The sequence below is a fragment of the Streptomyces sp. NPDC006516 genome (genome assembly GCF_040611875.1).
Classification (GTDB): domain Bacteria; phylum Actinomycetota; class Actinomycetes; order Streptomycetales; family Streptomycetaceae; genus Streptomyces.
On the sequence record NZ_JBEXPD010000002.1, the window covers coordinates 829,022 to 853,537 of the forward strand.

Here is a 24,516-nt window from a genome sequence, read left to right on the forward strand (position 1 = left end):
AATGTGCCTCTTGCCCCCGGGGAAACCCGGGGCACCAGCAGGTAAAAGGCTTATCCGGAGCTAACGGGCGAGGTGGCTATGGTAGGGGCTCCACTGGACACCACCAGAGCCGATAGGGGAGGTGCGGCTGCGCCTGTGGATCGGAGAGGAGCGCTGCGGCGCTTTCTCAGGTCGGCGGGTGAGCCGAAATCCGTGACCGACATTGCTGACCGTTCTTCCAACGAACCCGCACCGACCGCGACCTTCGCCTCAGATGCGGATTCCCAGGCGTGGACCCCGCCCTCATGGGAAGAGATCGTCAGCACGCACAGCGCCCGTGTGTACCGCCTCGCCTACCGGCTGACGGGTAACCAGCACGACGCCGAGGACCTCACCCAGGAAGTCTTCGTCCGCGTCTTCCGGTCGCTGTCGACCTACACGCCCGGCACCTTCGAGGGCTGGCTGCACAGGATCACGACGAATCTCTTCCTGGACATGGTCCGCCGCAAGCAGCGGATCCGTTTCGACTCGCTCGGGGACGACGCCGCCGAGCGACTGCCGAGCCGTGAGCCTTCTCCGCAGCAGGTCTTCAACGACACGCACTTCGACGCGGACGTCCAGCAGGCGCTGGACACCCTCGCGCCCGAGTTCCGTGCCGCGGTCGTCCTCTGCGACATCGAGGGCCTTTCGTACGAGGAGATCGCCGCCACGCTCGGCGTCAAGCTCGGCACGGTGCGCAGCCGTATCCACCGCGGCCGCTCGCACCTGCGCAAGGCACTCCAGCACCGTTCGCCCGAGGCCCGCGCCGAGCAGCGTTCCCTGGCGGACGCGGTCCTGGCAGGGGAGGGCGGAACGGCGTGAGTGGCACAAGTCCGACCCCCGCGGAGCAGCATCTCGGGGACCGGCTCGCCGCGCTTGTCGACGGCGAGCTCAAACACGACGCCCGGGAACGGGTCCTGGCCCATCTCGCGACCTGTTCGCGCTGCAAGGCCGAAGCCGACGCCCAGCGGCGGCTGAAGAGCGCCTTCGCGACCTCCGCGGCCCCGTCGCCCTCCGAGGGTTTCCTCGCCCGGCTACAGGGTCTGCCCGGCGGCTCCGGCGCCGACGAGGACGGCTCCGACGGCCCCTTCGGCGGTAGCCGGCGTTTCGGGGACGGAATCTTCCCCGTGCTGCAGCCCGGTGGCCCCGCGGACCAGGGACGCTCGCCGCTGGGCGGCCTCGGCTACCTCCCCACGGCCCACGGTTCGACCGCGGTGCTCCCGGGCGGCTCGTCCGGCCGCGGCTTCCGCATCCATGACGTGACCCGCGAGGCCGACCGGTCTCCCTGGCGCGCCCGGCGCTTCGCGTTCGCCGCGGCCAGTGCCGTGTCGCTCGCGGCCATCGCGCTCGGAGGCGCTCTCCCGCTCGACTACAGCCCCGAGGCTCCCTTCAGCGCCGAGGGTGCGGGCAGCAGTGCCATCCCGCTCGACGCGGAGGAGCGGACCGGCGCCGCCGGAACCGCGGCCAGCCGCAGCGGTGGCGGCGCGCTCGCCGTGCAGGGGGGTCGGGGAGGTTCCGCCGGCCCCACTCCCTCCGCCTCCGCCAGGCCCGTGCTCGCCTCCGCGCCCTCGCTGCTCAGCACGTCGTCGCTCACGGGGGGCACGTACACCTTCCCCGTGCTGAACGTGAGTGTGCCGCCGCTCATACGCCCGACCGACGCCGGCCCGCTCTACTCGGCCGCACCCGGAGGGGGAGCGGACCTGAAGCAGGCCGTGCCCTCCGCCACGGCCGCGGTCCCGAACCTGTACGACCGCGCGATGCCCCTTTCCCCACTGCGCTGACCGGCGGCCTGCGCACCGATTCGCAAACCTGGTTGAATTCCGGTGGGACGCCTCTGTGGGGCGTGCAAGGGCCAGTTGCGGGGAGAGCATGGACGACGGTAGGCCCAGCGGGCCGAAGACGAAGTGGTGGAGCCGTCCCTCGACGGGACGGTCGGGCCCTGCCGAACCGGAGGCCTCCGCACCCGTGACCGGAGCGGCGGACGAGACCGCCGGCTCGCCCGAGCCGTCCGCCGGGGCCGAGGACTACCTGCACGCGCCTCCGGCTCCCGCCGCGCCGTCGACCTCTGGGCCCCTGGCTGCCGAGCGGGCGGTCCGGACCGAGCCCGAGGACTACACACCCGCGCCCCCGGCCCCCGCCGAGCCGGCCACCCGGTTGACGGCCGCTCCGCCCGCCGCCGGGCCGGACGTTCCCGCCTCCGCAGCCCCTGCTGCCCCTGCCGCTCCGCTCGCCGCCGGGCCGGGGGTTTCCGACTCCCCGGCCCCCGCCGCCACGACCACACCCGCGCCACGGGCTCAGCCCCTGCACGCGCCCGACGAGTACAGCACCCCGCCCTACGGCGGCCCGGGGCCGTGGGCGCCCGCCCCGCCCGTCCAGCGTCCGGTGCCGACCCCGGCCCAGGGCACCCCCGTACCCCCGCCGTACGCGGGCACGAACGGGCACGGGATGACCGCGCCCGCGCCCGCACCCCCGCCTGCGCCCGCACCCGCTCCGGCCGGCCAGGGGGGCACCGGTGAGGGCTACGCGCCTCCTCCGCAGTCCCAGGCGGCGCCGCACCCCCACCCCACGGTGCCCCCTCAGCCCACCGCGCAGGCTCAGCAGACGCACCCGGGCCCGCAGGTGCCGCAGCAGCCCTCGCAGTGGCTGCGCTACGACCCCTGGGGTGCGCCTCAGCAGGCTCAGCAGCCGCAACTGCCCCTGACCCACCAGGGACCCGAGAGCCGGTCTCGCAAGGGCCGCCGGGGGTCCGTCCTCGTCGGCGCCGCGCTTCTCGCCCTCGTCGCGGGCGGGATCGGTGGCGGCATCGGCGCCTACGTCGAGCGCAACGGCGGCCTCACCACCGTCGAACTCCCCCAGGCGGGGCGCGACGACGGCGGCCGGGCGCCCGAAAGCGTCGCCGGTATCGCCGCGAGCGCGCTGCCCAGCGTGGTCACCCTGCACGTCAGCGGCTCCGGCGAATCGGGCACCGGTACCGGATTCGTCCTCGACGGCAAGGGCCACATCCTCACCAACAACCACGTGGTCGCCCCCGCGGGCTCCACCGGCGACATCACGGTCACCTTCAGCGGAGGGGAGACCGCGTCCGCCGAGATCGTCGGCAAGGACAGCGGCTACGACCTCGCGGTGGTCAAGGTGACCGGCGTCTCGGGTCTCAAGCCGCTGCCGCTCGGGAACTCCGACAACGTCCAGGTGGGCGACCCGGTGGTGGCCATCGGCGCCCCCTTCGACCTGTCCAACACGGTCACCTCGGGCATCATCAGCGCCAAGCAGCGGCCCATCACCGCCGGCGGGGAGAAGGGCGACGGCACCGACGTCAGTTACGTCGACGCCCTGCAGACCGATGCCCCGATCAACCCCGGCAACTCCGGCGGGCCCCTGGTCGACTCCGAAGCCCATGTCATCGGCATCAACAGCGCCATCCGCGCCGCCGACAGCGCCTCCGGTGCCGACGGCGGCCAGTCGGGCTCCATCGGGCTCGGCTTCGCGATACCGATCAACCAGGGCAAGCGGGTCGCCGAGGAGCTGATCAACACCGGCAAGGCCACCCACCCCGTGATCGGCGTCACCCTGGACATGGAGTTCACGGGCGACGGCGCCAAGGTCGGCGGCAAGGCCGCCGACGGCGGAGCGGCCGTGACGGAGGGAGGCCCCGCCGACAAGGCGGGCATCCGGGCGGGCGACGTCATCACCGCCGTGGAGGGGCAGCGCGTGCACAGCGGCGAGGAGCTGATCGTCAAGATCCGCGCCCACCGGCCGGGCGACCGGCTCGGTCTCCGGCTGACCCGCGGTGGTGAGGAACTGTCCAAGACGTTGACCCTGGGTTCGGCGAGCGGCACCTGACGGACACCGGCAGGTACCGCGCGGACAGCTTCGCCGGGTACCGTGGAGCGGCCCGGGCCCTGACGACCTGGCGGCGGAGAACACGCAGAGAACACGAGGAGCAGCAAGGTGTTCAATGACATAGGCGCACTCGAGTTGCTGACGCTCGTGGTTCTCGCCGTGCTCGTATTCGGCCCGGAGAAGCTGCCCAAGGTCATCCAGGACGTCACGCGCACCATTCGCAAGATCCGTGAGTTCTCGGACAGCGCGAAGGAAGACATCCGCTCGGAGCTCGGACCGCAGTTCAAGGACTTCGAGTTCGAGGACCTCAACCCCAAGACGTACATCCGTAAGCAGCTCACGAACGGAGACGACGAACTGGGGCTCAAGGAGATCCGCGAGAGCTTCGACCTGCGCAAGGAGATGGCCGAGGTCACCGACGCGGTGAACGGCCGCGAGAGCGCGCCCTCCACCGCGGCAGCGGCGTCCGGTGCCGCCGGGGCCCCCGACCTCCTCAAGAAGCCCGCGCAGCCCGCCAAGGACGAGCGCCCGCCCTTCGACGCAGACGCCACCTGAGACCCGTCAATCCCGGCTCGTCCGGACGGTATGGCTATTCTCCATCTGTCCGGTTGCGAGGTTGCCCATGCCCATGGGGGGAGGGCCGCTCCGGATCAGCGGAAGATCGAGGAGGCGGCCGGGCAGATGGAGACGACGAGTCGGGTAGGGGCGGACGGTGCGCCCAGCACAGTCACCGCAGAGGGGGTGCCGGCGACCCGGCGTACTGTCGACGGCTATCTCAAGGCGCCGTTCCCCTGGTACGGGCTGGACGGGGCCTTCACGGGCCCTCGCTGGCTGATGCACGTCACCGCCGCGGCGGACGACACGGTGCAGCACGGTTCCACCGGGCACGGCGAGGAGCCGGTGGTGCGCGCCGACGCGGGGGCGGAGAAAGCGCGTTTCGCGGTGGTCGTGACGGTGGGCAGCAGCCCGGTGCGTGACAGCGACGACGGTACGGGTGTGCTGGACGCGACGACGGTCTCGTCGGCGGCCTGGCTGGCGGGCTCCGGCCTGCTGGACTGCACCTGGCCCCCGCAGATGGACCACACGCTGCGTGGCGAATGGCTGAACCAGCAGACGGAGACGGCCTTCGAGCTCGCCGACGACCTCGGCCGGGCTCCCTGGTCGACGCTCTCGCTCCCGGTGGACGGGGTACCGGTGGAGTTCCACTACCGCGAGTCCGAGTTCGGCTGGGTGCTCGCCGGGTCGGCCCCGGACGGGGTGCACATCGGTGCGTACGGGCGCGGCATGAGCGCCTACGGCCTGGGTTTCGCCGTGATCGGTGACATCGCCTCGTACGAGAGCTGACCGGCACGCCCTGGTCGAGCGGCACGCGTGAGCCGAGCGGCACGCGGGAGCGGGTGGCGGTGGCCCGGACGAGGCCACCGCCACCCGCTCACGGGCTCAGAACTTGTTGCGCGGGGTGAGACCCAGCGACATGCCCGACAGGCCGCGCTGACGGCCGCTCAGCTTCCCGGCGATGGACCGCAGGGCCGAGCCGGCCGGGGAGTCCGGGTCGGACAGGACGACGGGCTTGCCCTCGTCGCCGCCCTCGCGCAGGCGTACGTCGATCGGGATGGACCCGAGCACCGGCACCTCGGCGCCGACCGTCTTCGTCAGCCCGTCGGCGACACGCTGACCGCCGCCCGAGCCGAACACGTCGACCATCTCGTCGCAGTGCGGGCAGGGCATGCCCGACATGTTCTCGACCACACCGACGATCTTCTGATGGGTCTGCACGGCGATGGAGCCGGCCCGCTCCGCGACCTCGGCCGCCGCCTGCTGCGGGGTCGTGACGACAAGGATCTCCGCGTTGGGCACGAGCTGCGCCACGGAGATCGCGATGTCACCGGTGCCCGGCGGGAGGTCGAGCAGCAGGACGTCCAGGTCGCCCCAGTACACGTCGGCGAGGAACTGCTGGAGCGCGCGGTGCAGCATGGGCCCGCGCCACACCACCGGGGCGTTGCCCGGGGTGAACATGCCGATGGAGATCACCTTCACGCCGTGCGAGGACGGCGGCATGATCATGTTCTCGACCTGGGTGGGCTTGCCGTCCGCGCCGAGCATCCGGGGCACGCTGTGCCCGTAGATGTCCGCGTCCACCACACCGACCTTGAGCCCGTCGGCCGCCATCGCCGCGGCGAGGTTCACCGTCACCGAGGACTTGCCGACGCCGCCCTTGCCGGACGCGACCGCGTAGACCCGGGTCAGCGAACCGGGCTTGGCGAACGGCACCTCGCGCTCCGCCGTGCCGCCGCGCAGCGAGGAGGCGAGCTCCTTGCGCTGCTCGTCACTCATCACGTCGAGCGTGACCTCGACCCGAGAGACGCCCTCGACACGGGCCACCGCGTCGGTCACGTTCTTGGTGATCGTCTCGCGCATCGGGCAGCCGGAGACCGTGAGATACACGGTGACAGCGACTACACCGTCAGGATCGATCTCGACCGACTTCACCATGCCCAGCTCGGTGATCGGTCGGTGGATCTCCGGGTCGTTCACTGTCGCCAGTGCTTCGCGCACCGCGTCTTCCGTAGCCATAGTGACGATGGTACGGCGCCGGTCCCTACGGGCGGGTAGCCCCTCCGCGGTCGCCTTCGTCACTCTCGGCGGGGAGGAAGAGCCGTCGCTCCTCCATGTCCTTCACCATCGCCTCCAGCTCCGAGCGGATCCAGTCACGGGTGGCGACCTCGCCGAGGCCCATCCGGAGTGCGGCGATCTCCCTGCTGAGGAACTCGGTGTCAGCGATGGAGCGCTCGTTCTGCTTGCGGTCCTGTTCGTGGGTGACCCGGTCGCGGTCGTCCTGCCGGTTCTGGGCGAGCAGGATCAGAGGGGCCGCGTAGGACGCCTGGAGCGACAGCATCAGCGTCAGGAAGATGAACGGGTACTCGTCGAACCGCAGGTCCGGCGGCGCGAAGATGTTCCACACCACCCACAGGATGATGATCAGCGTCATCCATACGATGAAGCGTCCGGTGCCCAGGAAGCGGGCGATCCGCTCGGAGAACCGGCCGAACGCCTCGGGGTCGTACTCCGGCAGCAGCCTGCGCCGGGGCGCCTTCGGCTGGTCGAGCCGGAAGCGCGGCGGGCGCACGATGCCCGACGCGCCGGTCGGCGCGGCCCGCGAACGGTCCTCAGCTGCCACCGGTGGTCTCCTCCTCGCCCTGGAAGTCGGTCTCGCGCCAGTCCTCGGGGAGCAGGTGGTCCAGCACGTCGTCGACGGTCACCGCGCCCAGCAGCGAGCCGCTCTCGTCGACCACGGGTACGGAGACCATGTTGTACGCCGCCAGATAGCTGGTCACGGCGGGCAGCGGGGTGTCGGGCGTCAGCGGCACGAGATCGCTGTCGACGATCGAACTGACCAGGGTGAACGGGGGGTCGCGCAGCAGCCGCTGGAAGTGCACGGTGCCGAGGTACTTGCCGGTCGGCGTCTCGTCAGGTGACCGGCACACGTACACCTGGGCGGCGAGCGCGGGGGACAGGTCCTGCTGGCGCACCCGGGCCAGGGCGTCCGCGACCGTCGCGTCGGGCCGCAGGATGATCGGCTCGGTCGTCATCAGCCCGCCCGCGGTCCGCTCCTCGTACGACAGCAGACGGCGTACGTCGGCTGCGTCGTCCGGCCGCATCAGGGCCAGCAGCCGTTCCTTGTCCGCCTCCGGGAGCTCCGAGAGCAGGTCGGCCGCGTCGTCCGGGTCCATCGCCTCCAGGACGTCCGCCGCGCGGTCCTCCTCCAGCTTTCCGAGGATCTCCACCTGGTCGTCCCCGGGGAGCTCCTCCAGGACGTCCGCCAGCCGGTCGTCGTCGAGCGCCGCGGCGACCTCGGCCCGGCGCTTGGGCGTCAGGTGGTGCATGGCGTTGGCCACATCGGTGGGGCGCAGCCGTTCGAAGGTCGCCACCAGGCTCTCGGCGCCCTGCCCGTGCTCCTCCAGCGAGAAGCCGCTGATGGCCGACCACTCCACCGTCAGCGTCTCGCCCTTGCGGCGCAGGGCACCGCCACGGCCCTTGCGTACGAAGAACTTGTCGATCTCCCAGTCCCGGCGCGCGGGGAGCTGCTGGATGGCGACGTCGAGGACGGTCACCTCCTCGTCCGTCTCCGTCAGCCGCACCCGCCGGTCGAGGAACTCGCCGAGGACGAGTCGCTCGGTCGGGCGTTGCTCGAACCGCCGCATGTTGACCACGCCGGTGGTGATGACCTGGCCCGACTCCACTCCGGTCACCCGGGTCATCGGTACGAAGATCCGCCGCCGGCTCACGACCTCGACGACCATGCCGAGCAGACGTGGGGGCTTGCCTCCCACCCGCAGCATCGCCACCAGGTCACGGACCCGGCCGACCTGGTCGCCATGGGGGTCGAACACCGGTACGCCGGAGAGGTGGGAGACGAAAACCCTGGGAGCGCCTGCCGCCATCCTGTGCGCCTCCCTCGTCCTTCACGTCCTCCGCCGCCGTGATCAGGCTAGCCCGTACCGGTCGGGGGCGCCCTGGCGGACCGTCCGTAAGGCGCTCTGCCGAATGGCGTACGCGGCACGGGTACGCTGCCGTCTGCCACCCCCGACACACAGATGAGAGGCAGTGCGCCCGTGACCTCTTCCGCCCCGGCCGTCCGGGCCCGACGCCGGACCGTTGCCGCCGTGGTGCTCTGCGCGGGAATGACCGCCGCGCTCACGGCCTGCGCGGGAGAGGACCCGGACAAGGGGACCAACGGCGTCGGCAAGCTGACGGCCACACAGATCGACAGGAAGACGCGGGCGGCCGCCGATGCCGCGGAGACGGTGCGGCTGACGGGCAAGCTGGTCAGCAAGGGCGTCACGTACACCCTGAACATGCGGCTCAGCGGTGAGGGCGGCACCGGATCGGTCACCTCGAAGCAGAACACCTTCGCGCTGCTGAGGGTCGGTGACGAGCTCTTCCTCAAGGCCGACGCGGGCTTCTGGAAGGACGAGACGGGCGACGACGAGAGCGCCCAGGCCGCCGACAAGCTCCAGGGCAAGTACGTCAAGGTCCCCGAGGACGACCCGACCTACCAGCAGCTGCGCGGCTTCACGGAGAAGAAGACGCTGCTCGACGGGATGCTCACGCTGCACGGGAAGGTCAACAAGGGCGGCCGGGACACCATCGGCGGGGTACGCACCGTGCAGATCATGGGCGGAAAGGGTGAGGGGGGCGCACTGGACGTGTCCCTGAAGGGCACTCCGTACCCCCTGCGGGTGGCCCGTGGCGGGGGCGGCGGCACCATCACCCTCGCGGACTGGGGACAGACCTTCCCGCTGGAGGCACCGTCCGAGGACGACACCGTCGACTACGGCGGCCAGCTGCCCAGGTCCTCCTCCAGCTGACGGCAGGCCCTCAGCGCCTGCCCCTGCGCTTCAGGAGCAGGCGGGGCAGCGCGGCGGGAGCCGTCCGGCGGGTGGTCGCCGGCGTGGGCAGCGGCGTCGCGGCCAGCGACCCGTCCGGGAGGTCCGTGGTCCAGGCGCCGGGCGTCAGCCGTACGACCCGGCACTCACGCGCCCAGCGCTCGGTCATCCGCTCGGCGTCCGGTGCGTTCAGCCGCTTGCCCTTGAGCTCGCCGACCGCCGCCTCCCACTCCTCGGAGTGCGGCTCCAGGACCATGACCTCGGCCGTCCAGGCCACGAGCCTGCCGCCCTTGTCCTTGCTGCGTACGGTGACCTCGGCGGCGCCGCCGGCGTCCAGCCCCGGGGGCAGCGGCTGCTCACCGGGGCCGTCCCCGACGACCACCGCGGCGCCCTCGTGCCACACGTGCCACAGCGCCCGGGAGGGCCCGGAGCCCCGCACCCAGATCAGGCCGGACTTCTTGGTGGCCTCCTCGACGAGAGCCCGGGCCAGCAACACGTCAGCAGCAGTCATGCCCGAACTCTATTGCGTCCTCCGTCCGGACCGGGCGCGAGCCCGGCGTGACCCGGACGGGTGGTCCTAGAGCCAGCCGTTGCGCTTGAGGGTGCGGTGGATGGAGAAACAGACGACGCCGATGAGCGCCAGCACCATCGGATAGCCGTACGTCCACCGCAGTTCGGGCATGTGGTCGAAGTTCATGCCGTACACCCCGCAGATCATCGTCGGTACGGCGATGATGGCCGCCCAGGAGGTGATCTTGCGCATGTCCTCGTTCTGGGTGACCGTCGCCTGCGCCAGGTTGGCCTGGAGGATGGAGTTGAGCAGTTCGTCGAAGCCGATGACCTCCTCGTGCACGCGGGCGAGGTGGTCGGCCACGTCACGGAAGTACTTCTGGATGTCGGGGTCGATCAGCCGCATCGGGCGTTCGCTCAGCAGCTGCATCGGCCGCAGCAGGGGCGACACGGCGCGCTTGAACTCCAGTACCTCGCGCTTCAGCTGGTAGATCCGTCCCGCGTCCGAGCCGCGGGGGCTGCCCTTCGCCGGGGTGGAGAACACGTCGATCTCCACCTCGTCGATGTCGTCCTGCACCGACCCGGCCACCGCGATGTACCCGTCGACGACGTGGTCGGCGATGGAGTGCAGCACGGCGGAGGGGCCCTTGGCGAGCAGTTCGGGGTCGTCCTGGAGGCGGTGCCGCAGGGCGCGCAGCGAGCCCTGGCCGCCGTGCCGGACGGTGATGACGAAGTCCCGTCCGGTGAAGCACATCACCTCACCGGTCTCCACGACCTCGCTGGTCGCGGTCAGTTCGGCGTGCTCGACGTAGTGGATCGTCTTGAAGACCGTGAACAGCGTCTCGTCGTACCGTTCCAGCTTGGGCCGCTGGTGGGCGTGGACCGCGTCCTCCACGGCGAGCGGGTGGAGGCCGAACTCCCGGGCGATACCGGCGAATTCCTCCTCGGTCGGCTCGTGCAGGCCGATCCAGGCGAAGCCGCCGTCCTCGCGCACCTGGAGCATCGCCTCGCGCGGCGTCAGGCAGGAGGCGTCGGTGACCCTGCGGCCGTCGCGGTAGACCGCGCAGTCGACGACGGCGCTGGAGGCGGAGGGGTCACGGGTGGCGTCGTACGTGCTGTACGGGGTGTTGCTCTTGCGCAGGGACGGGCGCACGGCGGCGCGCAGGTCACGGATCATCGACATGGCTGGCTCCTCTTTTCCGGAGGGCCGTCGGCGGGGCGTGGAACAGCCCGGAATGGGGACGTGCGCTCACGTCCGCAAAGCGGGCGGCACCGCGCGGGCGCGATGACGGCGTTCGCTACAGACAGGCAAAAACGAGGGGCTCTTCCGTTGCGCGAACTGCCGTGGTGAGGTCCGGGAAGGACGTCAGATCACAGAAGGAAGGCGTCGTGCGGAAGAGCGGCTGGTACTGCACGGTCGACTTGGATCCACCGCGGCCCCACCTCCTCCGGCCGGTCCCCCGTGGGGGATCACGTGTTGTCAGGACTGAGAGCGACGCTTTGCGTGCTGTCCCGACCGACGGCCCAGGCTATCAGCCTGACTCAGGGCCAATTCCTTCCTTTGCCCGTTCACAACGCGTTCTATGCTCGCGGCATGGGAGAAATTCTTGATCTGGTCGAGGCCCGGCTCCGGACGGCGCTGGGGGAGCCGGACGCGCGCGCCGACGTGACGTTCCTCGGCACGGACCGTATCGAGGTGCTCCGCTTCATCGACGGCGACGTGGTGCGCTACGCCACACTCGGCATGTCGGCCCAGCCGATGGCCGACCCCACCTCACCGCTCGCCGACCCCGTGAAGGGCCCGCGCGCCGAACTGGTCCTGTCCGTACGGGTGGGGCTCGCCGACACCGACCAGGTGCTGCGGCCCCTCGCGGTGCTGGCCGCGTCCCCGCAGGTCGAGGGGCTGATCGTGGCCCCGGGCGCGTCTCTCGACCTCGGGCAGCCGCTCTGGCCGGGGGCGCCCTTCAGCTCGGTCCTGGTCGCCGAGCCGGGCGGCCTGGTCGAGGACCTGGAGCTGGACGCCCCGATGGACCCGGTGCGCTTCCTGCCGCTGCTGCCGATGACGCAGAACGAGGCTGCCTGGAAGCGGGTCAGAGGGGCGCAGGAGCTCCAGGCGCGCTGGCTCTCGCAGGGCACGGACCTGCGGGACCCGCGCCGTACCTCCGTGGCGCTGGACTGACGCGGGCGGGGCGTGCGGCGGAGCGCGTGTCGGACACGCCGTCGTGCGTGCCGGGACGGTGAGGCCCCGCCGTGTGCCGGGACACGGAAGGCGGCGGCACGTGGAGGGCCCCGCCGCGCGGCCAGGAGGGGGACCGCGGGCGGGGCCGGACAGGGTGGGCCTGTGGTTCAGCCGGCGAAGACGGTGACGCCGTCCTCGGTGGCGTGCCGGGGCTCCAGCTCCTCGGCCTCGTGGGTCAGGGCCGCGCGCCGGACCCACACGACCAGCGCGCCGACGAGGGCAGCGACCGCGGCGACCACGAACGGGATGTGGATGTCGGTCCACTCCTCGATCTTCGGCGCGAGGTAGGGCGCCGCCGCTGCGGCGAACCAGCGGACGAAGTTGTAGCCGGCGCTCGCCACCGGGCGCGGCGCGTCCGAGACGCCGAGAGCCAGCTCGGTGTAGACGGTGTTGTTCATGCCGATGAAGGCGCCGGAGACGATGGTGCAGACGACGGCCGTGGTGTGGTCGCCGTATCCGAGGATCACCAGGTCGGCGGCGAGCAGCACCAGGGAGCCGCCCACCACCTTCAGCGAGCCGAAGCGGCGCTGCAGGCGCGGTGCGACGAGTACGGAGAAGACGGCGAGCAGCAGGCCCCAGGCGAAGAACACCGCGCCCGACCTGTACGGCGACATGTCCAGTACGAACGGCGTGAAGGCCAGGATCGTGAAGAAGGCGTAGTTGTAGAAGAACGCCGAGGTGGCGACCGAGGCCAGGCCGCCGTGGCCGAGCGCCCTGACCGGGTCGAGCAGTGAGGTCTTCCGGGCCGGCTTCGGCTGTTCCTTGAGGAAGGCGCTGATGCAGAGGAAACCGATCGCCATCAGCGCGGCGGTCCCGAAGAACGGATAGCGCCAGCTGGCGTCACCGAGCAGCGCGCCGACCAGCGGCCCGCACGCCATGCCGAGACCGAGGGCCGACTCGTAGAGCAGGATCGCCGCCGCACTGCCGCCCGCGGCGGCTCCCACGATCACCGCGAGAGCGGTCGACACGAAGAGGGCGTTGCCCAGGCCCCAGCCGGCCCGGAAGCCGACCAGCTCGCCGACGGACGAGGAGGTCCCGGAGAGCGCCGCGAAGACGACGACCAGCGCGAGACCGGCCAGCAGGGTCTTCCGGCCACCGATGCGGCTGGAGACGAAGCCGGTCACGAGCATCGCGACCGCGGTGATCAGGAAGTACGAGGTGAACAGCAGGGAGACCTGGCTCGGTGTGGCCTTCAGTCCCTCGGCGATGGACGGCAGGATCGGGTCCACCAGGCCGATCCCCATGAAGGCCACGACCGAGGCGCCCGCCGTGGCCCAGACGGCCTTCGGCTGGCGCAGGATGCTGGTCGCCCCTTCGTCGAACGGATCCTCTCCCCGCATGGTTCTCTCGCTCTCCACTAGGTCGTTGCGTCATACACAGAATAAGTTAGGCATTCTAATAAGTGCAAACTGCATCTATTTCTCCTGGTGGGAGCCGCGCTGCGGACGGGTGATCGTCCTTGACGCGGCGGCGGCCGGGGAGGACCGTGGGGCGTTATGAGGGGCGAACCCAGTTGCCCGAAGTGCGGTGGCCGGGTCAGGGCGCCCGGCCTTTTCGCCGATGCCTGGCAGTGTGCCGTGCACGGCCAGGTGCACCCGATGCAGCCGGTGGTCCCGCCCAGCGTCGAGGCGCTCGGAGTCGTGGTGCACCGGGCCCGGGTGCCGGTGTGGATGCCCTGGCCGCTCCCCGTGGGCTGGCTGTTCACGGGCGCGGCGTACGCGGGCGACGACCGCAGCGGTGGCCGCGCCACCGCGGTCGCGTGCTCGGGCCCCGGTCCGCTCGGCGGCATGGGGGAACTGCTGCTCGTCGCCGAGGAGCTCGGTGTGGGGCTCGGCGCGCGCTATGCCGGCATCGAGGGCCCGGACCCCGGCGCCGCCCTGGGCGTCGACTCCGCACCCGATGCCAAGGTCCACGCGGCCGGGCGTCCCACCGCGCTCTGGCACGTCAAGGACGCTCCCGCCGATCGCGCGGTCTTCGCCGGCGAGGCCAGAGGGCTGTGGCTCTGGGCGATCATCTGGCCCGAGCAGTCAGGGCTCCTGATGTACGACGAACTGGTGCTGACCGACCTGCGCGACGCGGGGGGCGAGGTGGACCTCCTGCCGTGCGGAGCGCTCACCCCCCGGTTGCTCACACGGCCCTGACCAGGGGCCCGGTGCGGGACGGGGCGTCCTGGGGGCGCCCGGGACCAGGGGCCCGGTGCGGAACGGGGCGTCCTGGCCGAGGGCCGAAAGGGTGACGCCCGGCGGTTATCCTTGAGCGTCCCCTGTCCGGCCGCCAGCACTGGAGTACGCGTCGTGCGCATCGATCTGCACACCCACTCCACCGCGTCGGACGGCACGGACACCCCCGCCGAGCTGGTGGCGAACGCCGCCGCCGCGGGTCTCGACGTCGTCGCCCTGACCGACCACGACACGGTGCGAGGCCACGCGGAAGCGGTCGCGGCCCTCCCCGAGGGGCTCACCCTCGTCACCGGCGCCGAACTCTCCTGCCGCATCGACGGCATCGGCCTGCACATGCTGGCCTATCTCTTCGATCCGGACGAGCCCGAACTGGCCCGCGAGCGTGAGCTCGTCAGGGACGACCGGGTGCCGCGGGCCCAGGCCATGGTGCGCACGCTCCAGGAGCTGGGCGTCCCGGTCACCTGGGAGCAGGTCGCGAGGATCGCGGGCGACGGCTCGGTCGGCCGCCCGCACGTCGCCACCGCGCTCGTGGAGCTGGGCGTCGTGGACTCGGTCTCCGACGCCTTCACCTCCGCATGGCTCGGGAACGGCGGGCGCGCGTACGCCGACAAGCACGAACTCGACCCGTTCGACGCGATCAGGCTGGTCAAGGCCGCGGGCGGCGTCACCGTCTTCGCCCACCCGCTCGCCGTCAAGCGCGGCGCGGTGGTGCCGGAGACCGTGATCGCGCGGCTGGCCGAGGCCGGGCTGGACGGCATCGAGGTCGACCACATGGACCATGACAAGTCCACCAGGGCCCGGCTGCGGGGACTCGCCGCCGAGCTCGGGCTGCTGCCGACCGGGTCCAGCGACTACCACGGCACCCGCAAGACCGTCCGCCTCGGGGAGTACACCACCGACCCCGAGATCTACGGCGAGATCACCCGGCGCGCCACGGGAGCTTTCCCCGTGCCGGGCGCCGGAGGACGGCTCCCCGCGTAACGGGGCTTTCGCCCCCGGCAGGGGCACGCCCCGACCGTAGCGGCATCCCCGCTTCTTCTTCCTTCGTCGCGCGCAGGCGCGTCCGGCCGTCAGCGTGGCGCCGACGTGCGCGCACCTCCCTGTTCGGCCCGCTCATCTCCCGCAAGGCTCAAGGCTCACCGTGTTCGACATCGCTGTCTTCGGATCCCTCTTTCTCACCCTTTTCGTGATTATGGATCCCCCCGGAATCACCCCCATCTTCCTGGCCCTCACCGCGGGCCGGCCCGTCAAGGTCCAGCGCAGGATGGCCCTGCAGGCCGTCGCCGTCGCCTTCGGGGTGATCGCCGTCTTCGGTCTGCTCGGCCAGCAGATCCTCGACTACCTGCACGTCTCCGTCCCCGCGCTGATGATCGCCGGCGGGTTGCTCCTGCTGTTGATCGCGCTGGACCTGCTCACCGGCAAGACGGACGAGCCGACGCAGACCAAGGACGTCAACGTCGCCCTCGTGCCGCTGGGCATGCCACTGCTCGCGGGCCCCGGCGCGATCGTCTCGGTGATCCTCGCGGTGCAGGACGCCGAGGGTGCCGGCGGCCAGCTCTCGGTCTGGTCGGCGATCGTCGCCATGCATCTCGTGCTCTGGGTGGTCATGCGCTACTCGCTGCTGATCATCCGTGTGATCAAGGACGGCGGCGTGGTGCTGGTGACCCGGCTCGCCGGAATGATGCTCTCGGCCATCGCCGTGCAGCAGATCATCAACGGCGTCACCCAGGTCATCCAGACCTCCTGAACGCCTGGATGCCCCGGCGTGGAGCGCCCCGGGACGCCACAGCGCCCCCGCACAGTCCTTCCGTGCGGGGGCGCTTCGTCTTCTTCAGCTCGTCATGCGCTCGTCTTCAGCGACACGAAGCGAAACAAGGTGTTATGAAGCCGACGTGTCGGCCGGCCGGATGTAGATGCGCTGGCCCATCGAAGCGGCCTGCTGCACGATCCGGTTGACGGAGGCGGCGTCCACGACGGTGCTGTCCACGGCGGTACCGTCGACATCGTCGAGTCGCATGATCTCGAAGCGCATATGGCTTCCCTTCGTCTGATCCTCCTGCTGGAGAACTACTGGGAGGACGGGCTCGCCGTCCGTAAGGATGTGGAGCACACGGCGATCGCGCCCCGCGCTCCACAGGGGTTACAACGGCTTGCCGACAGCAAACATTCCCTACGCTAAGGAAATTTTTTGGATGTCTAAGTACCCGTCGGTAATCAGCCATACGCGGACGATGAGGTCCGCATGAAACACGCGGACACGCGGACGGTCGAAGGACCGGACATCCGCGAACAGCTGGACCGCACCAACGCACTGCTCCAGCGTGTCCTGGCAGAGGTGTCGAAGACCCCCTCCACCCATGCGATCTTCGTGGACGCGGGCTACGTGTACGCGGCCGCCGGTCTGCTCGTCACCGGCACCGAGGACCGCCGCTCCTTCGACCTCGACGCGGAAGGGCTGATCGAGGCCTTCATCGACAAGGCCCGCACGATCTTCGCGGACAGCAGGCTGCTCCGCGTGTACTGGTACGACGGGGCCAGGCGCCGCATCCACACCGTCGAGCAGCAGTCCATCGCCGAACTTCCCGACGTGAAGGTCAGGCTCGGCAATCTCAACGCCAACAACCAGCAGAAGGGCGTCGACTCACTCATCCGTACGGACCTGGAATCACTGGCCCGGCACCGTGCCATCAGCGACGCGGCGCTCGTCGGAGGCGACGAGGACCTGGTCTCGGCCGTCGAGGCGGCGCAGGGTTACGGAGCCCGGGTCCACCTCTGGGGCATCGAGGCGGGCGAGGGGCGCAACCAGGCGGAGCCGCTGCTCTGGGAGGTCGACAGCCAGCGCACCTTCGACCTCGACTTCTGCCGCCCGTACGTGACCCGGCGCTCCGTCACGATGTACGACGACGACAGCCCCGCCCCCGCCCGCGAGGACGTCCGTTTCGTCGGAGCGCAGATCGCCGCTGCCTGGCTCTCCTCGCGCGGCCGTGAGGCGCTCGCCGACCTGCTGCCCGGGCACCCCTACCTGCCGGGCTCCGTCGACCAGGACCTCCTCGTCGAGGCCGAACGGCTCCTCCAGCACTCCCTGCGCGGTCACGCCCCTCTGCGCAGGGCGCTGCGCGACGGCTTCTGGCAGCACCTCCAGGCGCAGTACTGACGGTCTGCGGGCCGCCCCGGGCCGTGGCGTCAGGGGCGGACGCCGTTCCAGAACGAGATCAGGGAGGCGGCCGTCTCCAGGGGCCGGGCCGTGTTGGGGGAGTGCTCGGCGCCCTCGATCACGGTCCGGCGGGCGCCCAGCCGCCGCGCCATCCCGTCGAGCAGCGGCAGCGGCCAGACGTCGTCCCGCTCACCCGAGATCACGTGCACCGGCAGGGACAGCGCGGCGAGCTCGGCCACCCGGTCGGGCTCGCACGACAGCTGCGCGCCGGTGGCGATCAGCTGCGCGGGGTCGTGGCGCAGCCAGCGGCGGCGCAGGTCCTCGCCGTCACCCGTGTCGGCGTCCTCCGGCGGGTCCATCGCGCGCATCATCTGCCAGACGTCGGCCATGCTCCACCGGCCGAGGGCGTCGCCGAGCAGCTGTGCCTTCTTCTGCTGCGCGGGGTCGATCTCCGCGGGCCCGGAGGACATCAGGGTCAGCGAGCGGAAGGGGGTGGCGTCCCGCAGCACCGCCGCGCGGGCGATCTGGCCGCCCAGGGAGTGGCCCAGCAGATGGATCCCGCCGGACACCGACGCCCCGCCGTCGTCGGCCGCAGCGGCCTGCGCCAGTACATCCAGCGCCAACTCCGCCTGTGCATAGGTCTCTTGGCGACCCGACCCCTCGGTCTCGTACTGCCCCCTGCCGTCGACGGACAGCACCCGGAAGCCGGCCTCGGCGAGGGGTTCGAGCAGCGCGATGAAGTCCTCCTTGCTGCCGGTGTACCCGGGCAGCAGGAGGGCCGTGGAGTGCGCGCCGCCGGACGGCGCCGCGTCCAGCACGGCGAAGTCCCCGCGTGCGGTGCGCAGCACGCGGGAACGGGCACAGGAGGGCGGGGTGAAGGTGGGCGGCCGGCTCATGGGGCCGAGGGTATCGCCGGAGGCCGGACAGCGCCCGGGAGGAGCCACGGCCCCGGCCCCGCATCGGGGTACGGTCCCGGGCAGACGTACGGCCCCGGCCCCCGCAGTGCGGGAACCGGGGCCGTACAGAAGCTGGACCGCCGCTGCGGATCAGCTCTCGGTCGTCTCCGCGGCGGCGGCCGTCGCGGCGCGGGACCGGCGGCGGCGCGGCTTGGCGGGAGCCGCCTCGCCGTCCACCACGGCCTCGGTCACCGGGGCGGTCTCAGCCTTCTCCGCGGCACGCGGACGGCGGCGGCGGGGCTTGGTCTCCGCGGCCTCTTCGGCGGCCGTGGTCTCGACGGTCACCTCGGCCTTCGGCTTGGCGGCGGCACGGGTGCGGCGGCGGGGCTTGGTCTCGGTCACGGGCTCGGATGCAGGAGCGATCTGGAAGTCGACCTCGTCGGCCGGCTTCACGACCCGGGCACGGCGGCGCGGCCGGGTGGCCACGGGCTCCGCGGCGGGCGCGGAGACCGCCACGGTCTGGAAGTCCACCACCGGCTCGGCGGCCGGGGCCGCCACGACGGCCGGCTCCGCGACAGCCGAAGCGGCACGCGAACGGCGACGGCGCGGCTTCGACACGGGCTCGGCCTCGGCCACCGGTGCGGCCTCCACGGCCGGGGCCTCGGTCACGGCCACGGCGGCCTCCGCCACGGCCTCCGCCACGGCTTCGGGAGCGGCTGCACGCGTACGGCGACGGCGGCGCGGCGTACGCGGCTCCGAGGCGTCCTCGACGGGCGCGGCCTCGGTGGACGGCGCCGGCACGGTGACGGCCCCCTCCTCCATGCTGCTGCCACCGCGGGTGCGACGACGCTGCCGCGGCGTGCGCGGCGGGCGCTCCTCGCGGGGTGCCGGGGCGGAGGCGGCGGACTTGCGGCCACGGCCGCCCGTCTCGCCGAGGTCCTCGACCTCCTCCGCGCGCAGACCCGCACGGGTCCGCTCGGCCCGGGGCAGGACGCCCTTGGTGCCGGCCGGGATGCCGAGCTCCTCGTAGAGGTGGGGAGAGGTGGAGTACGTCTCCGGCGGGTCCGGGAACTTCAGGTCCAGGGCCTTGTTGATCAGCTGCCAGCGGGGGATGTCGTCCCAGTCGACCAGCGTGATCGCGATGCCCTTGGCGCCCGCGCGGCCGGTACGGCCGATGCGGTGGAGGTAGGTCTTCTCGTCCTCCGGCGACTGGTAGTTGATGACGTGGGTCACGCCCTCGACATCGATGCCGCGCGCGGCGACGTCGGTGCAGACGAGGACGTCCACCTTGCCGTTGCGGAAGGCGCGGAGCGCCTGCTCACGGGCGCCCTGGCCGAGGTCACCGTGGACGGCGCCGGACGCGAAGCCGCGCTTCTCCAGCTGCTCCGCGATGTCGGCGGCCGTCCGCTTCGTACGGCAGAAGATCATCGCGAGCCCGCGGCCCTCGGCCTGCAGGATGCGCGAGACCATCTCGGGCTTGTCCATCGAGTGGGCGCGGTAGACGAACTGCGCCGTGTTCTTGACGGTCGTGCCCTCGTCGTCGGGCGAGGTGGCGTTGATGTGCGTGGGCTGCGACATGTAGCGGCGCGCGAGGCTGATGACGGCACCGGGCATGGTGGCCGAGAACAGCATCGTCTGGCGCTTCGGCGGCAGCATGGTGATGATGCGCTCGACGTCGGGCAGGAAGCCCAGGTCCAGCATCTCGTCGGCCTCGTCGAGGACGAGGACACGGATGTGCGAGAGGTCGAGCTTGCGCTGGCCCGCCAGGTCCAGCAAGCGCCCCGGGGTGCCGACGATCACGTCGACGCCCTTCTTGAGGGCCTCGACCTGGGGCTCGTAGGCCCGGCCGCCGTAGATCGCGAGAACGCGGACGTTACGGACCTTGCCGGCGGTCAGCAGGTCGTTGGTGACCTGCTGGCACAGCTCGCGCGTGGGGACGACGATCAAAGCCTGCGGCGCGTCCGTCAGCTTCTCGGGCGCGGCGCGGCCGGCCTCGACGTCGGCGGGGACGGTGACGCGCTCCAGGAGCGGCAGTCCGAACCCGAGCGTCTTGCCGGTGCCGGTCTTGGCCTGGCCGATGACGTCGGAGCCGGAGAGCGCGACGGGGAGCGTCATCTCCTGGATGGGGAAGGGGGACATGATGCCGACCGCCTCGAGGGCTTCGGCCGTCTCGGTGAGAATTCCGAGGTCGCGGAACGTAGTCAGGGTGCTGCCTCTTCTGTGAGACGCGGCCCGAGGCGAACGCTGGGGGTCGTACCGTGCCGGGGTTGGTCATCCGGCCGTGGATGGGCCGGGTGGCGCGGGACCACTGCCGTCGCTCGAGCGCTCGTGCCGCTGAGGGGGCCCCTCATCTGCGGTCGTACGTGGTGTACGCCTCGCGTGGAGGGCTGTCGGGTCGGAGCCGATCGGGCCACCGACCGGGCATCCTCATTCAAGGTCGCGCTCCTGGCACAAGAAAATGCTCAGTAAGCGCAATACCACTGTACCCCGGATTCGCGCATGTGTGTTGGGCGAATTCATCGGAACGGTGTGATGTCTCCGGTCGGCCAGGCCCTTCCGCCCCCCACGTGGCGGGCTATTCTGCGCTCCATGGAGACGCCTGACAACGCCACTGAAGCATCCGACGACGCGCCCGCACCGACCGGAATCGCCGCCCAGGACTGGGCCACCGCCTCTGCCGACCCGCAGTACCGCGCCGCGGTCGTGGATCTGCTGGGCGCGCTCGCCTACGGGGAACTCGCGGCCTTCGAGCGGCTCGCCGAGGATGCGAAACTCGCACCGACACTCGGTGACAAGGCGGCCCTGGCGCGGATGGCGTCCGCCGAGTTCCACCATTTCGAGCAGCTGACCGACCGGCTCACCGCGATCGACGCGGAGCCGACCGGCGCCATGGAGCCCTTCGCCAAGGCGCTCGACGACTTCCACCGCCAGACGGCGCCCTCGGACTGGCTGGAGGGCCTGGTCAAGGCGTACGTCGGCGACTCGATCGCCAGTGACTTCTACCGGGAGATCGCCGCCCGGCTCGACTCCGACACCCGCTCCCTCGTGCTCTCCGTGCTCGACGACACAGGGCACGGGAACTTCGCCGTGGAGAAGGTGCGGGCCGCGATCGAGGCCGAGCCCCGTGTCGGCGGCCGCCTCGCCCTGTGGGCGCGCAGGCTCATGGGCGAGGCGCTCTCGCAGGCACAGCGGGTGGTCGCGGACCGCGACGCCCTGTCCACGATGCTCGTGGGCGGTGTGGCGGACGGCTTCGACCTCGCCGAGGTCGGCAGGATGTTCTCCCGGATCACCGAGGCCCACACCAAGCGGATGGCCGCACTCGGCCTCGCCGCCTGACCGGGCCCGTCAGACCGCCGCCGACCGCACCGGCCGGCTGCCGCGCGGGCGGATCAGCAGGGACAGGGTGACCGCCCCCACCAGCACGGCACCGGCCGGGGTCGCCAGAAGATGTGCTCCGCCCAGCGCCGAGTGGGTCAGATAGGCGCCGAACAGGGCGCCGAGCGCACCCGTGACGAACACCACACGGGGGGACGGAAGGCGGCCGGGCAGAGAGCGCAGCGCGACCCACGAGAGGGCGAGTCCGAGCACGACGGAGCTGATGGGTTCCCAGAGCACTGAGGGGTCACCTCGCTTGATGGCGCGGCGGGCAATCGGTCGTAGGCCGTACTACCCGGGGCTTGCGGAACGCAACCCTCCTCAGCCTCCGCCGGCCCCCACCGAGGGAACGTCCGGGGCGGATCCGGAGCAGGACCGAAGCAGAAGAGGTGGAGGCCCGGCGGACATGTCCGCCGGGCCTCCACCTCTTCTGCTTCGCGTCGCGCGTGCTACAGCGCGCCGAACCCCACCCGCCGGGTGCTGGGCTCGCCGATCTCCACGTACGCGATCCGGTCGGCCGGCACCAGGACCTTACGGCCCTTGTCGTCCGTGAGGCTGAGCAGCTGCGCCTTGCCGTTGAGCGCTTCGCCGACCGCGCTCTCGACCTCTTCGGCGGAAAGTCCGCTCTCCAGAACGATCTCGCGGGGCGTGTGCTGCACCCCGATCTTGACCTCCACGGCTATGTCCCTCCGACGGTCCGTCTCTGCGCGGTGAACCGCGCCGTACGCAGCACACATTAGCCCGGTGAAGGGACCGGACAGGGGCCGACCGGCAACGCCCGCAGCGAACACCGCCCCGGCCGAGGCCGTGCCTCAGTGCTGATCGGCGCCGTGCAGCGGGAATCCGGCGATGCCTCGCCAGGCGAGGGAGGTGAGGAGCTGGACGGCGGTGTCCCGCGGAATCCCCGAACGGCTGGAGAGCCAGTAGCGCGCCACGACCTGGGAGACCCCGCCGAGGCCGACCGCCAGCAGCATCGATTCGTCCTTGGAGAGTCCCGTGTCACCGGCGATGACGTCGGAGATGGCCTCAGCGCACTGGAGCGAGACCCGGTCGACCCTCTCGCGGACCGCCGGCTCGTTGGTCAGGTCGGACTCGAAGACCAGCCGGAAGGCACCGCCCTCGTCCTGCACGTACGCGAAGTAGGCGTCCATCGTCGCCTCCACGCGCAGCTTGTTGTCCGTCGTGGAGGCGAGCGCCGTGCGCACCGCCTGCAGCAGCGCCTCGCAGTGCTGGTCCAGCAGGGCGAGGTAGAGCTCGAGCTTTCCGGGGAAGTGCTGGTACAGCACCGGCTTGCTGACGCCCGCCCGCTCGGCGATGTCGTCCATCGCCGCGGCGTGGTAGCCCTGCGCCACGAAGACCTCCTGCGCGGCGCCCAGCAGCTGATTGCGTCGGGCACGGCGGGGCAGCCGGGTGCCCCGTGGGCGCGCCGCCTCTGTCTGCTCGATGGCTGTCACGCCGCCTCCCAAGAACTCGTGATCGAACACAGTCGTACCGTGCACGCTGCGCCGTGGATGCCATCGTACTTTTCGGTAACCCGGGTGCGCGCGGCGCGGACGCAGAATTTCACGGACCGGACGGCTGCGGTAGCCACAGATGTGCCGGTCAGCACCGCAAAGCGGTGCGATCTACCGGTAATCGTCCTCATCTTCCGCGACGATGCGGGCCTGTTCGGCGGCGTCGGCCTCGTTCGCCGCTCCCGGGTCGATGCGGGTGAGGGGCTCGTCGTGCTCGGGCCTCACGGGGGACCGCTGCTCGACGGCGTCCGCTTCGGGCGCCTCGGGGGCGCGCTCCTCCGGCTCGGTGTCCTCGAAGGTGTCGGGGTCGCTCGGGTCGACCGTCATGGTGGCTCCCTTCCTTCCCTTGCAGCCTAGGAGCAACCCTCCAGGGACGCTATGCGGCCTGTGACCGCGAACACATGAACCACCGCGTGATCGTCTCGTAACATTGCCGCATGTCTTCGACCGAGCTGCCCGGTATCCCAGCCGTCGCCGCCGCGGTGGCTCCCACGGTCAGTGCCGTCCGGGTGGCGGAGGGGGAGAAGCTGCGCACCGTCACTCCGGTGGGCCTCACCCTGAACGTCCGCTCGCGCCCGGCAAGGACGGCGGACGCCGCTCCCGCGCTCTTCGTGCACGGGCTGGGCGGCTCCTCCCAGAACTGGTCGGCCCTGATGCCCCTGCTGGCGGACACGCTCGACTGTGAGGCGGTCGACCTGCCCGGCTTCGGGGACTCCCCGCCGCCGGACGACGGCAACTACTCCGTCACCGGACACGCCCGGGCGGTGATCCGGCTCCTGGACGAGGAGCAGCGCGGGCCCGTTCACCTTTTCGGTAACTCTTTGGGGGGCGCCGTTGCCACCAGGGTCGCGGCCGTGCGGCCCGATCTGGTGCGCACCCTGACCCTCATCTCCCCTGCTCTGCCCGAGATCAGGGTCCAGCGGCCCGCCGTGCCGACGGCGCTGCTCGCACTCCCGGGCGTCGCTTCCCTGTTCGTCAGGCTCACCCGTGACTGGACCGCCGAGCAGCGCACGCGCGGAGTCATGGCACTCTGTTACGGCGATCCGGCACGCATCTCCGACGAAGCCTTCCGCCACGCGGTGGCCGAGATGGAGCGCAGGCTGGGGCTGCCGTACTTCTGGGACGCCATGACACGCTCGGCCCGGGGCATCGTCGATGCCTACACGCTGGGCGGACAGCACGGACTGTGGCGCCAGGCCGAGCGGGTGCTCGCACCGACCCTGCTCGTGTACGGCGGACGGGACCAGCTCGTCTCGTACCGGATGGCACGCAGGGCGTCCGCGGCCTTCCGCGACTCGCGTCTGCTGGCACTGCCCGACGCCGGGCACGTGGCGATGATGGAGTACCCGGAGGCGGTCGCCCAGGCGTTCCGGGAACTGCTCGACGAACGCGGCGGGAGCTGA

Annotated in this window: 26 protein-coding genes; 13 read left to right on the top strand and 13 right to left on the bottom strand. The window is 71.4% G+C overall.

Annotated features, from left to right (window positions below; genetic code table 11):
- The first annotated feature begins 78 nt into the window (after positions 1–78).
- From sigE to ABZY45_RS09990, 5 genes are all read left to right on the top strand, one after another.
- Positions 79–840, top strand: a complete 762-nt coding sequence (gene sigE, locus ABZY45_RS09970; protein ID WP_356737971.1) for an RNA polymerase sigma factor SigE — start codon at positions 79–81, stop codon at positions 838–840.
- A complete protein-coding gene (locus ABZY45_RS09975; protein ID WP_356737973.1) occupies positions 837–1,799 on the top strand; it encodes a zf-HC2 domain-containing protein in 963 nt (320 codons plus the stop codon). Before sigE ends, ABZY45_RS09975 begins: the two co-directional genes overlap by 4 nt.
- Positions 1,800–1,887: 88 nt before the next feature.
- The gene (locus tag ABZY45_RS09980; RefSeq protein ID WP_356737975.1) at positions 1,888–3,858 is read left to right on the top strand and encodes a trypsin-like peptidase domain-containing protein; all 1,971 of its coding nucleotides are present in this window, start codon (positions 1,888–1,890) and stop codon (positions 3,856–3,858) included.
- Between the two features lie 108 nt (positions 3,859–3,966).
- The gene (locus tag ABZY45_RS09985) at positions 3,967–4,413 is read left to right on the top strand and encodes a sec-independent translocase (RefSeq protein ID WP_356737977.1); all 447 of its coding nucleotides are present in this window, start codon (positions 3,967–3,969) and stop codon (positions 4,411–4,413) included.
- A gap of 126 nt (positions 4,414–4,539) precedes the next feature.
- Positions 4,540–5,202: a hypothetical protein gene (locus tag ABZY45_RS09990; protein ID WP_356737979.1), complete on the top strand. Its 663-nt coding sequence runs from the start codon at positions 4,540–4,542 to the stop codon at positions 5,200–5,202.
- A 96-nt stretch (positions 5,203–5,298) separates the two neighbouring features.
- On the opposite strand, the gene ABZY45_RS09995 is transcribed toward ABZY45_RS09990, so the two are convergent.
- The 3 genes from ABZY45_RS09995 to ABZY45_RS10005 are packed head-to-tail and all read right to left on the bottom strand — an operon-like array spanning position 5,299 to position 8,300.
- Positions 5,299–6,432: an Mrp/NBP35 family ATP-binding protein gene (locus tag ABZY45_RS09995; RefSeq protein WP_356737981.1), complete on the bottom strand. Its 1,134-nt coding sequence runs from the start codon at positions 6,430–6,432 to the stop codon at positions 5,299–5,301.
- Positions 6,433–6,457: 25 nt separating this feature from the next.
- Positions 6,458–7,036 (bottom strand): DUF1003 domain-containing protein, encoded by a 579-nt coding sequence (locus tag ABZY45_RS10000; RefSeq protein ID WP_356737983.1) that lies wholly within the window; start codon positions 7,034–7,036, stop codon positions 6,458–6,460.
- Complete coding sequence (locus ABZY45_RS10005) at positions 7,026–8,300, bottom strand: CBS domain-containing protein (RefSeq protein ID WP_356737985.1); 1,275 nt, start codon at positions 8,298–8,300, stop codon at positions 7,026–7,028. Before ABZY45_RS10005 ends, ABZY45_RS10000 begins: the two co-directional genes overlap by 11 nt.
- A 171-nt stretch (positions 8,301–8,471) precedes the next feature.
- Here ABZY45_RS10005 and ABZY45_RS10010 point away from each other — a divergent pair, with 171 nt between their 5' ends.
- Positions 8,472–9,227 (top strand): hypothetical protein, encoded by a 756-nt coding sequence (locus ABZY45_RS10010; protein WP_356737987.1) that lies wholly within the window; start codon positions 8,472–8,474, stop codon positions 9,225–9,227.
- Positions 9,228–9,237: 10 nt separating this feature from the next.
- Here ABZY45_RS10010 and ABZY45_RS10015 read toward each other — a convergent pair whose 3' ends face one another.
- The gene (locus tag ABZY45_RS10015) at positions 9,238–9,756 is read right to left on the bottom strand and encodes a hypothetical protein (protein WP_356737989.1); all 519 of its coding nucleotides are present in this window, start codon (positions 9,754–9,756) and stop codon (positions 9,238–9,240) included.
- 66 nt (positions 9,757–9,822) lie between these two features.
- On the bottom strand, positions 9,823–10,938 hold the full coding sequence (locus ABZY45_RS10020; RefSeq protein ID WP_356737991.1) for a magnesium and cobalt transport protein CorA: 1,116 nt from the start codon (positions 10,936–10,938) through the stop codon (positions 9,823–9,825).
- Positions 10,939–11,349: 411 nt separating this feature from the next.
- Between ABZY45_RS10020 and ABZY45_RS10025 the strand changes: the two genes are divergently transcribed.
- Complete coding sequence (locus ABZY45_RS10025; protein WP_356737993.1) at positions 11,350–11,934, top strand: suppressor of fused domain protein; 585 nt, start codon at positions 11,350–11,352, stop codon at positions 11,932–11,934.
- Positions 11,935–12,101: 167 nt separating this feature from the next.
- On the opposite strand, the gene ABZY45_RS10030 is transcribed toward ABZY45_RS10025, so the two are convergent.
- Positions 12,102–13,334 (bottom strand): MFS transporter, encoded by a 1,233-nt coding sequence (locus tag ABZY45_RS10030; protein ID WP_356737995.1) that lies wholly within the window; start codon positions 13,332–13,334, stop codon positions 12,102–12,104.
- Between the two features lie 156 nt (positions 13,335–13,490).
- On the opposite strand from ABZY45_RS10030, the gene ABZY45_RS10035 reads away from it, so the two are divergent.
- From ABZY45_RS10035 to ABZY45_RS10045, 3 genes are all read left to right on the top strand, one after another.
- Positions 13,491–14,135, top strand: a complete 645-nt coding sequence (locus tag ABZY45_RS10035; RefSeq protein WP_356737997.1) for a DUF6758 family protein — start codon at positions 13,491–13,493, stop codon at positions 14,133–14,135.
- Between the two features lie 153 nt (positions 14,136–14,288).
- Positions 14,289–15,155 (top strand): PHP domain-containing protein, encoded by an 867-nt coding sequence (locus ABZY45_RS10040; protein WP_356737999.1) that lies wholly within the window; start codon positions 14,289–14,291, stop codon positions 15,153–15,155.
- 160 nt (positions 15,156–15,315) lie between these two features.
- Entirely contained in the window at positions 15,316–15,921 is a 606-nt protein-coding gene (locus tag ABZY45_RS10045; protein WP_356738001.1) for a MarC family protein, read from the top strand.
- 132 nt (positions 15,922–16,053) lie between these two features.
- Here the strand turns inward: ABZY45_RS10045 and ABZY45_RS10050 are convergent, their stop codons facing one another.
- A complete protein-coding gene (locus tag ABZY45_RS10050; protein WP_175420788.1) occupies positions 16,054–16,206 on the bottom strand; it encodes a hypothetical protein in 153 nt (50 codons plus the stop codon).
- A 210-nt stretch (positions 16,207–16,416) separates the two neighbouring features.
- Here ABZY45_RS10050 and ABZY45_RS10055 point away from each other — a divergent pair, with 210 nt between their 5' ends.
- Positions 16,417–17,328 (top strand): NYN domain-containing protein, encoded by a 912-nt coding sequence (locus ABZY45_RS10055; protein WP_356738004.1) that lies wholly within the window; start codon positions 16,417–16,419, stop codon positions 17,326–17,328.
- A 29-nt stretch (positions 17,329–17,357) separates the two neighbouring features.
- Here ABZY45_RS10055 and ABZY45_RS10060 read toward each other — a convergent pair whose 3' ends face one another.
- Both ABZY45_RS10060 and ABZY45_RS10065 read right to left on the bottom strand, forming a co-directional pair.
- Positions 17,358–18,224, bottom strand: coding sequence for an alpha/beta fold hydrolase (locus tag ABZY45_RS10060; protein ID WP_356738006.1), 867 nt, complete (start codon positions 18,222–18,224; stop codon positions 17,358–17,360).
- A gap of 150 nt (positions 18,225–18,374) precedes the next feature.
- The gene (locus tag ABZY45_RS10065) at positions 18,375–20,363 is read right to left on the bottom strand and encodes a DEAD/DEAH box helicase (protein ID WP_356738008.1); all 1,989 of its coding nucleotides are present in this window, start codon (positions 20,361–20,363) and stop codon (positions 18,375–18,377) included.
- 450 nt (positions 20,364–20,813) lie between these two features.
- Between ABZY45_RS10065 and ABZY45_RS10070 the strand changes: the two genes are divergently transcribed.
- Positions 20,814–21,560, top strand: a complete 747-nt coding sequence (locus ABZY45_RS10070; protein WP_356738010.1) for a ferritin-like fold-containing protein — start codon at positions 20,814–20,816, stop codon at positions 21,558–21,560.
- Between the two features lie 9 nt (positions 21,561–21,569).
- Here ABZY45_RS10070 and ABZY45_RS10075 read toward each other — a convergent pair whose 3' ends face one another.
- The 4 genes from ABZY45_RS10075 to ABZY45_RS10090 all read right to left on the bottom strand — a co-directional run bounded on the left by ABZY45_RS10075 (position 21,570) and on the right by ABZY45_RS10090 (position 23,440).
- Complete coding sequence (locus ABZY45_RS10075; protein ID WP_356738012.1) at positions 21,570–21,839, bottom strand: hypothetical protein; 270 nt, start codon at positions 21,837–21,839, stop codon at positions 21,570–21,572.
- 209 nt (positions 21,840–22,048) lie between these two features.
- Positions 22,049–22,276 (bottom strand): DUF3107 domain-containing protein, encoded by a 228-nt coding sequence (locus ABZY45_RS10080; protein ID WP_167526138.1) that lies wholly within the window; start codon positions 22,274–22,276, stop codon positions 22,049–22,051.
- A gap of 135 nt (positions 22,277–22,411) precedes the next feature.
- The gene (locus tag ABZY45_RS10085) at positions 22,412–23,053 is read right to left on the bottom strand and encodes a TetR/AcrR family transcriptional regulator (RefSeq protein ID WP_356738014.1); all 642 of its coding nucleotides are present in this window, start codon (positions 23,051–23,053) and stop codon (positions 22,412–22,414) included.
- Positions 23,054–23,224: 171 nt separating this feature from the next.
- The gene (locus ABZY45_RS10090; RefSeq protein WP_356738016.1) at positions 23,225–23,440 is read right to left on the bottom strand and encodes a hypothetical protein; all 216 of its coding nucleotides are present in this window, start codon (positions 23,438–23,440) and stop codon (positions 23,225–23,227) included.
- Between the two features lie 110 nt (positions 23,441–23,550).
- On the opposite strand from ABZY45_RS10090, the gene ABZY45_RS10095 reads away from it, so the two are divergent.
- The gene (locus ABZY45_RS10095) at positions 23,551–24,516 is read left to right on the top strand and encodes an alpha/beta hydrolase (protein WP_356738018.1); all 966 of its coding nucleotides are present in this window, start codon (positions 23,551–23,553) and stop codon (positions 24,514–24,516) included.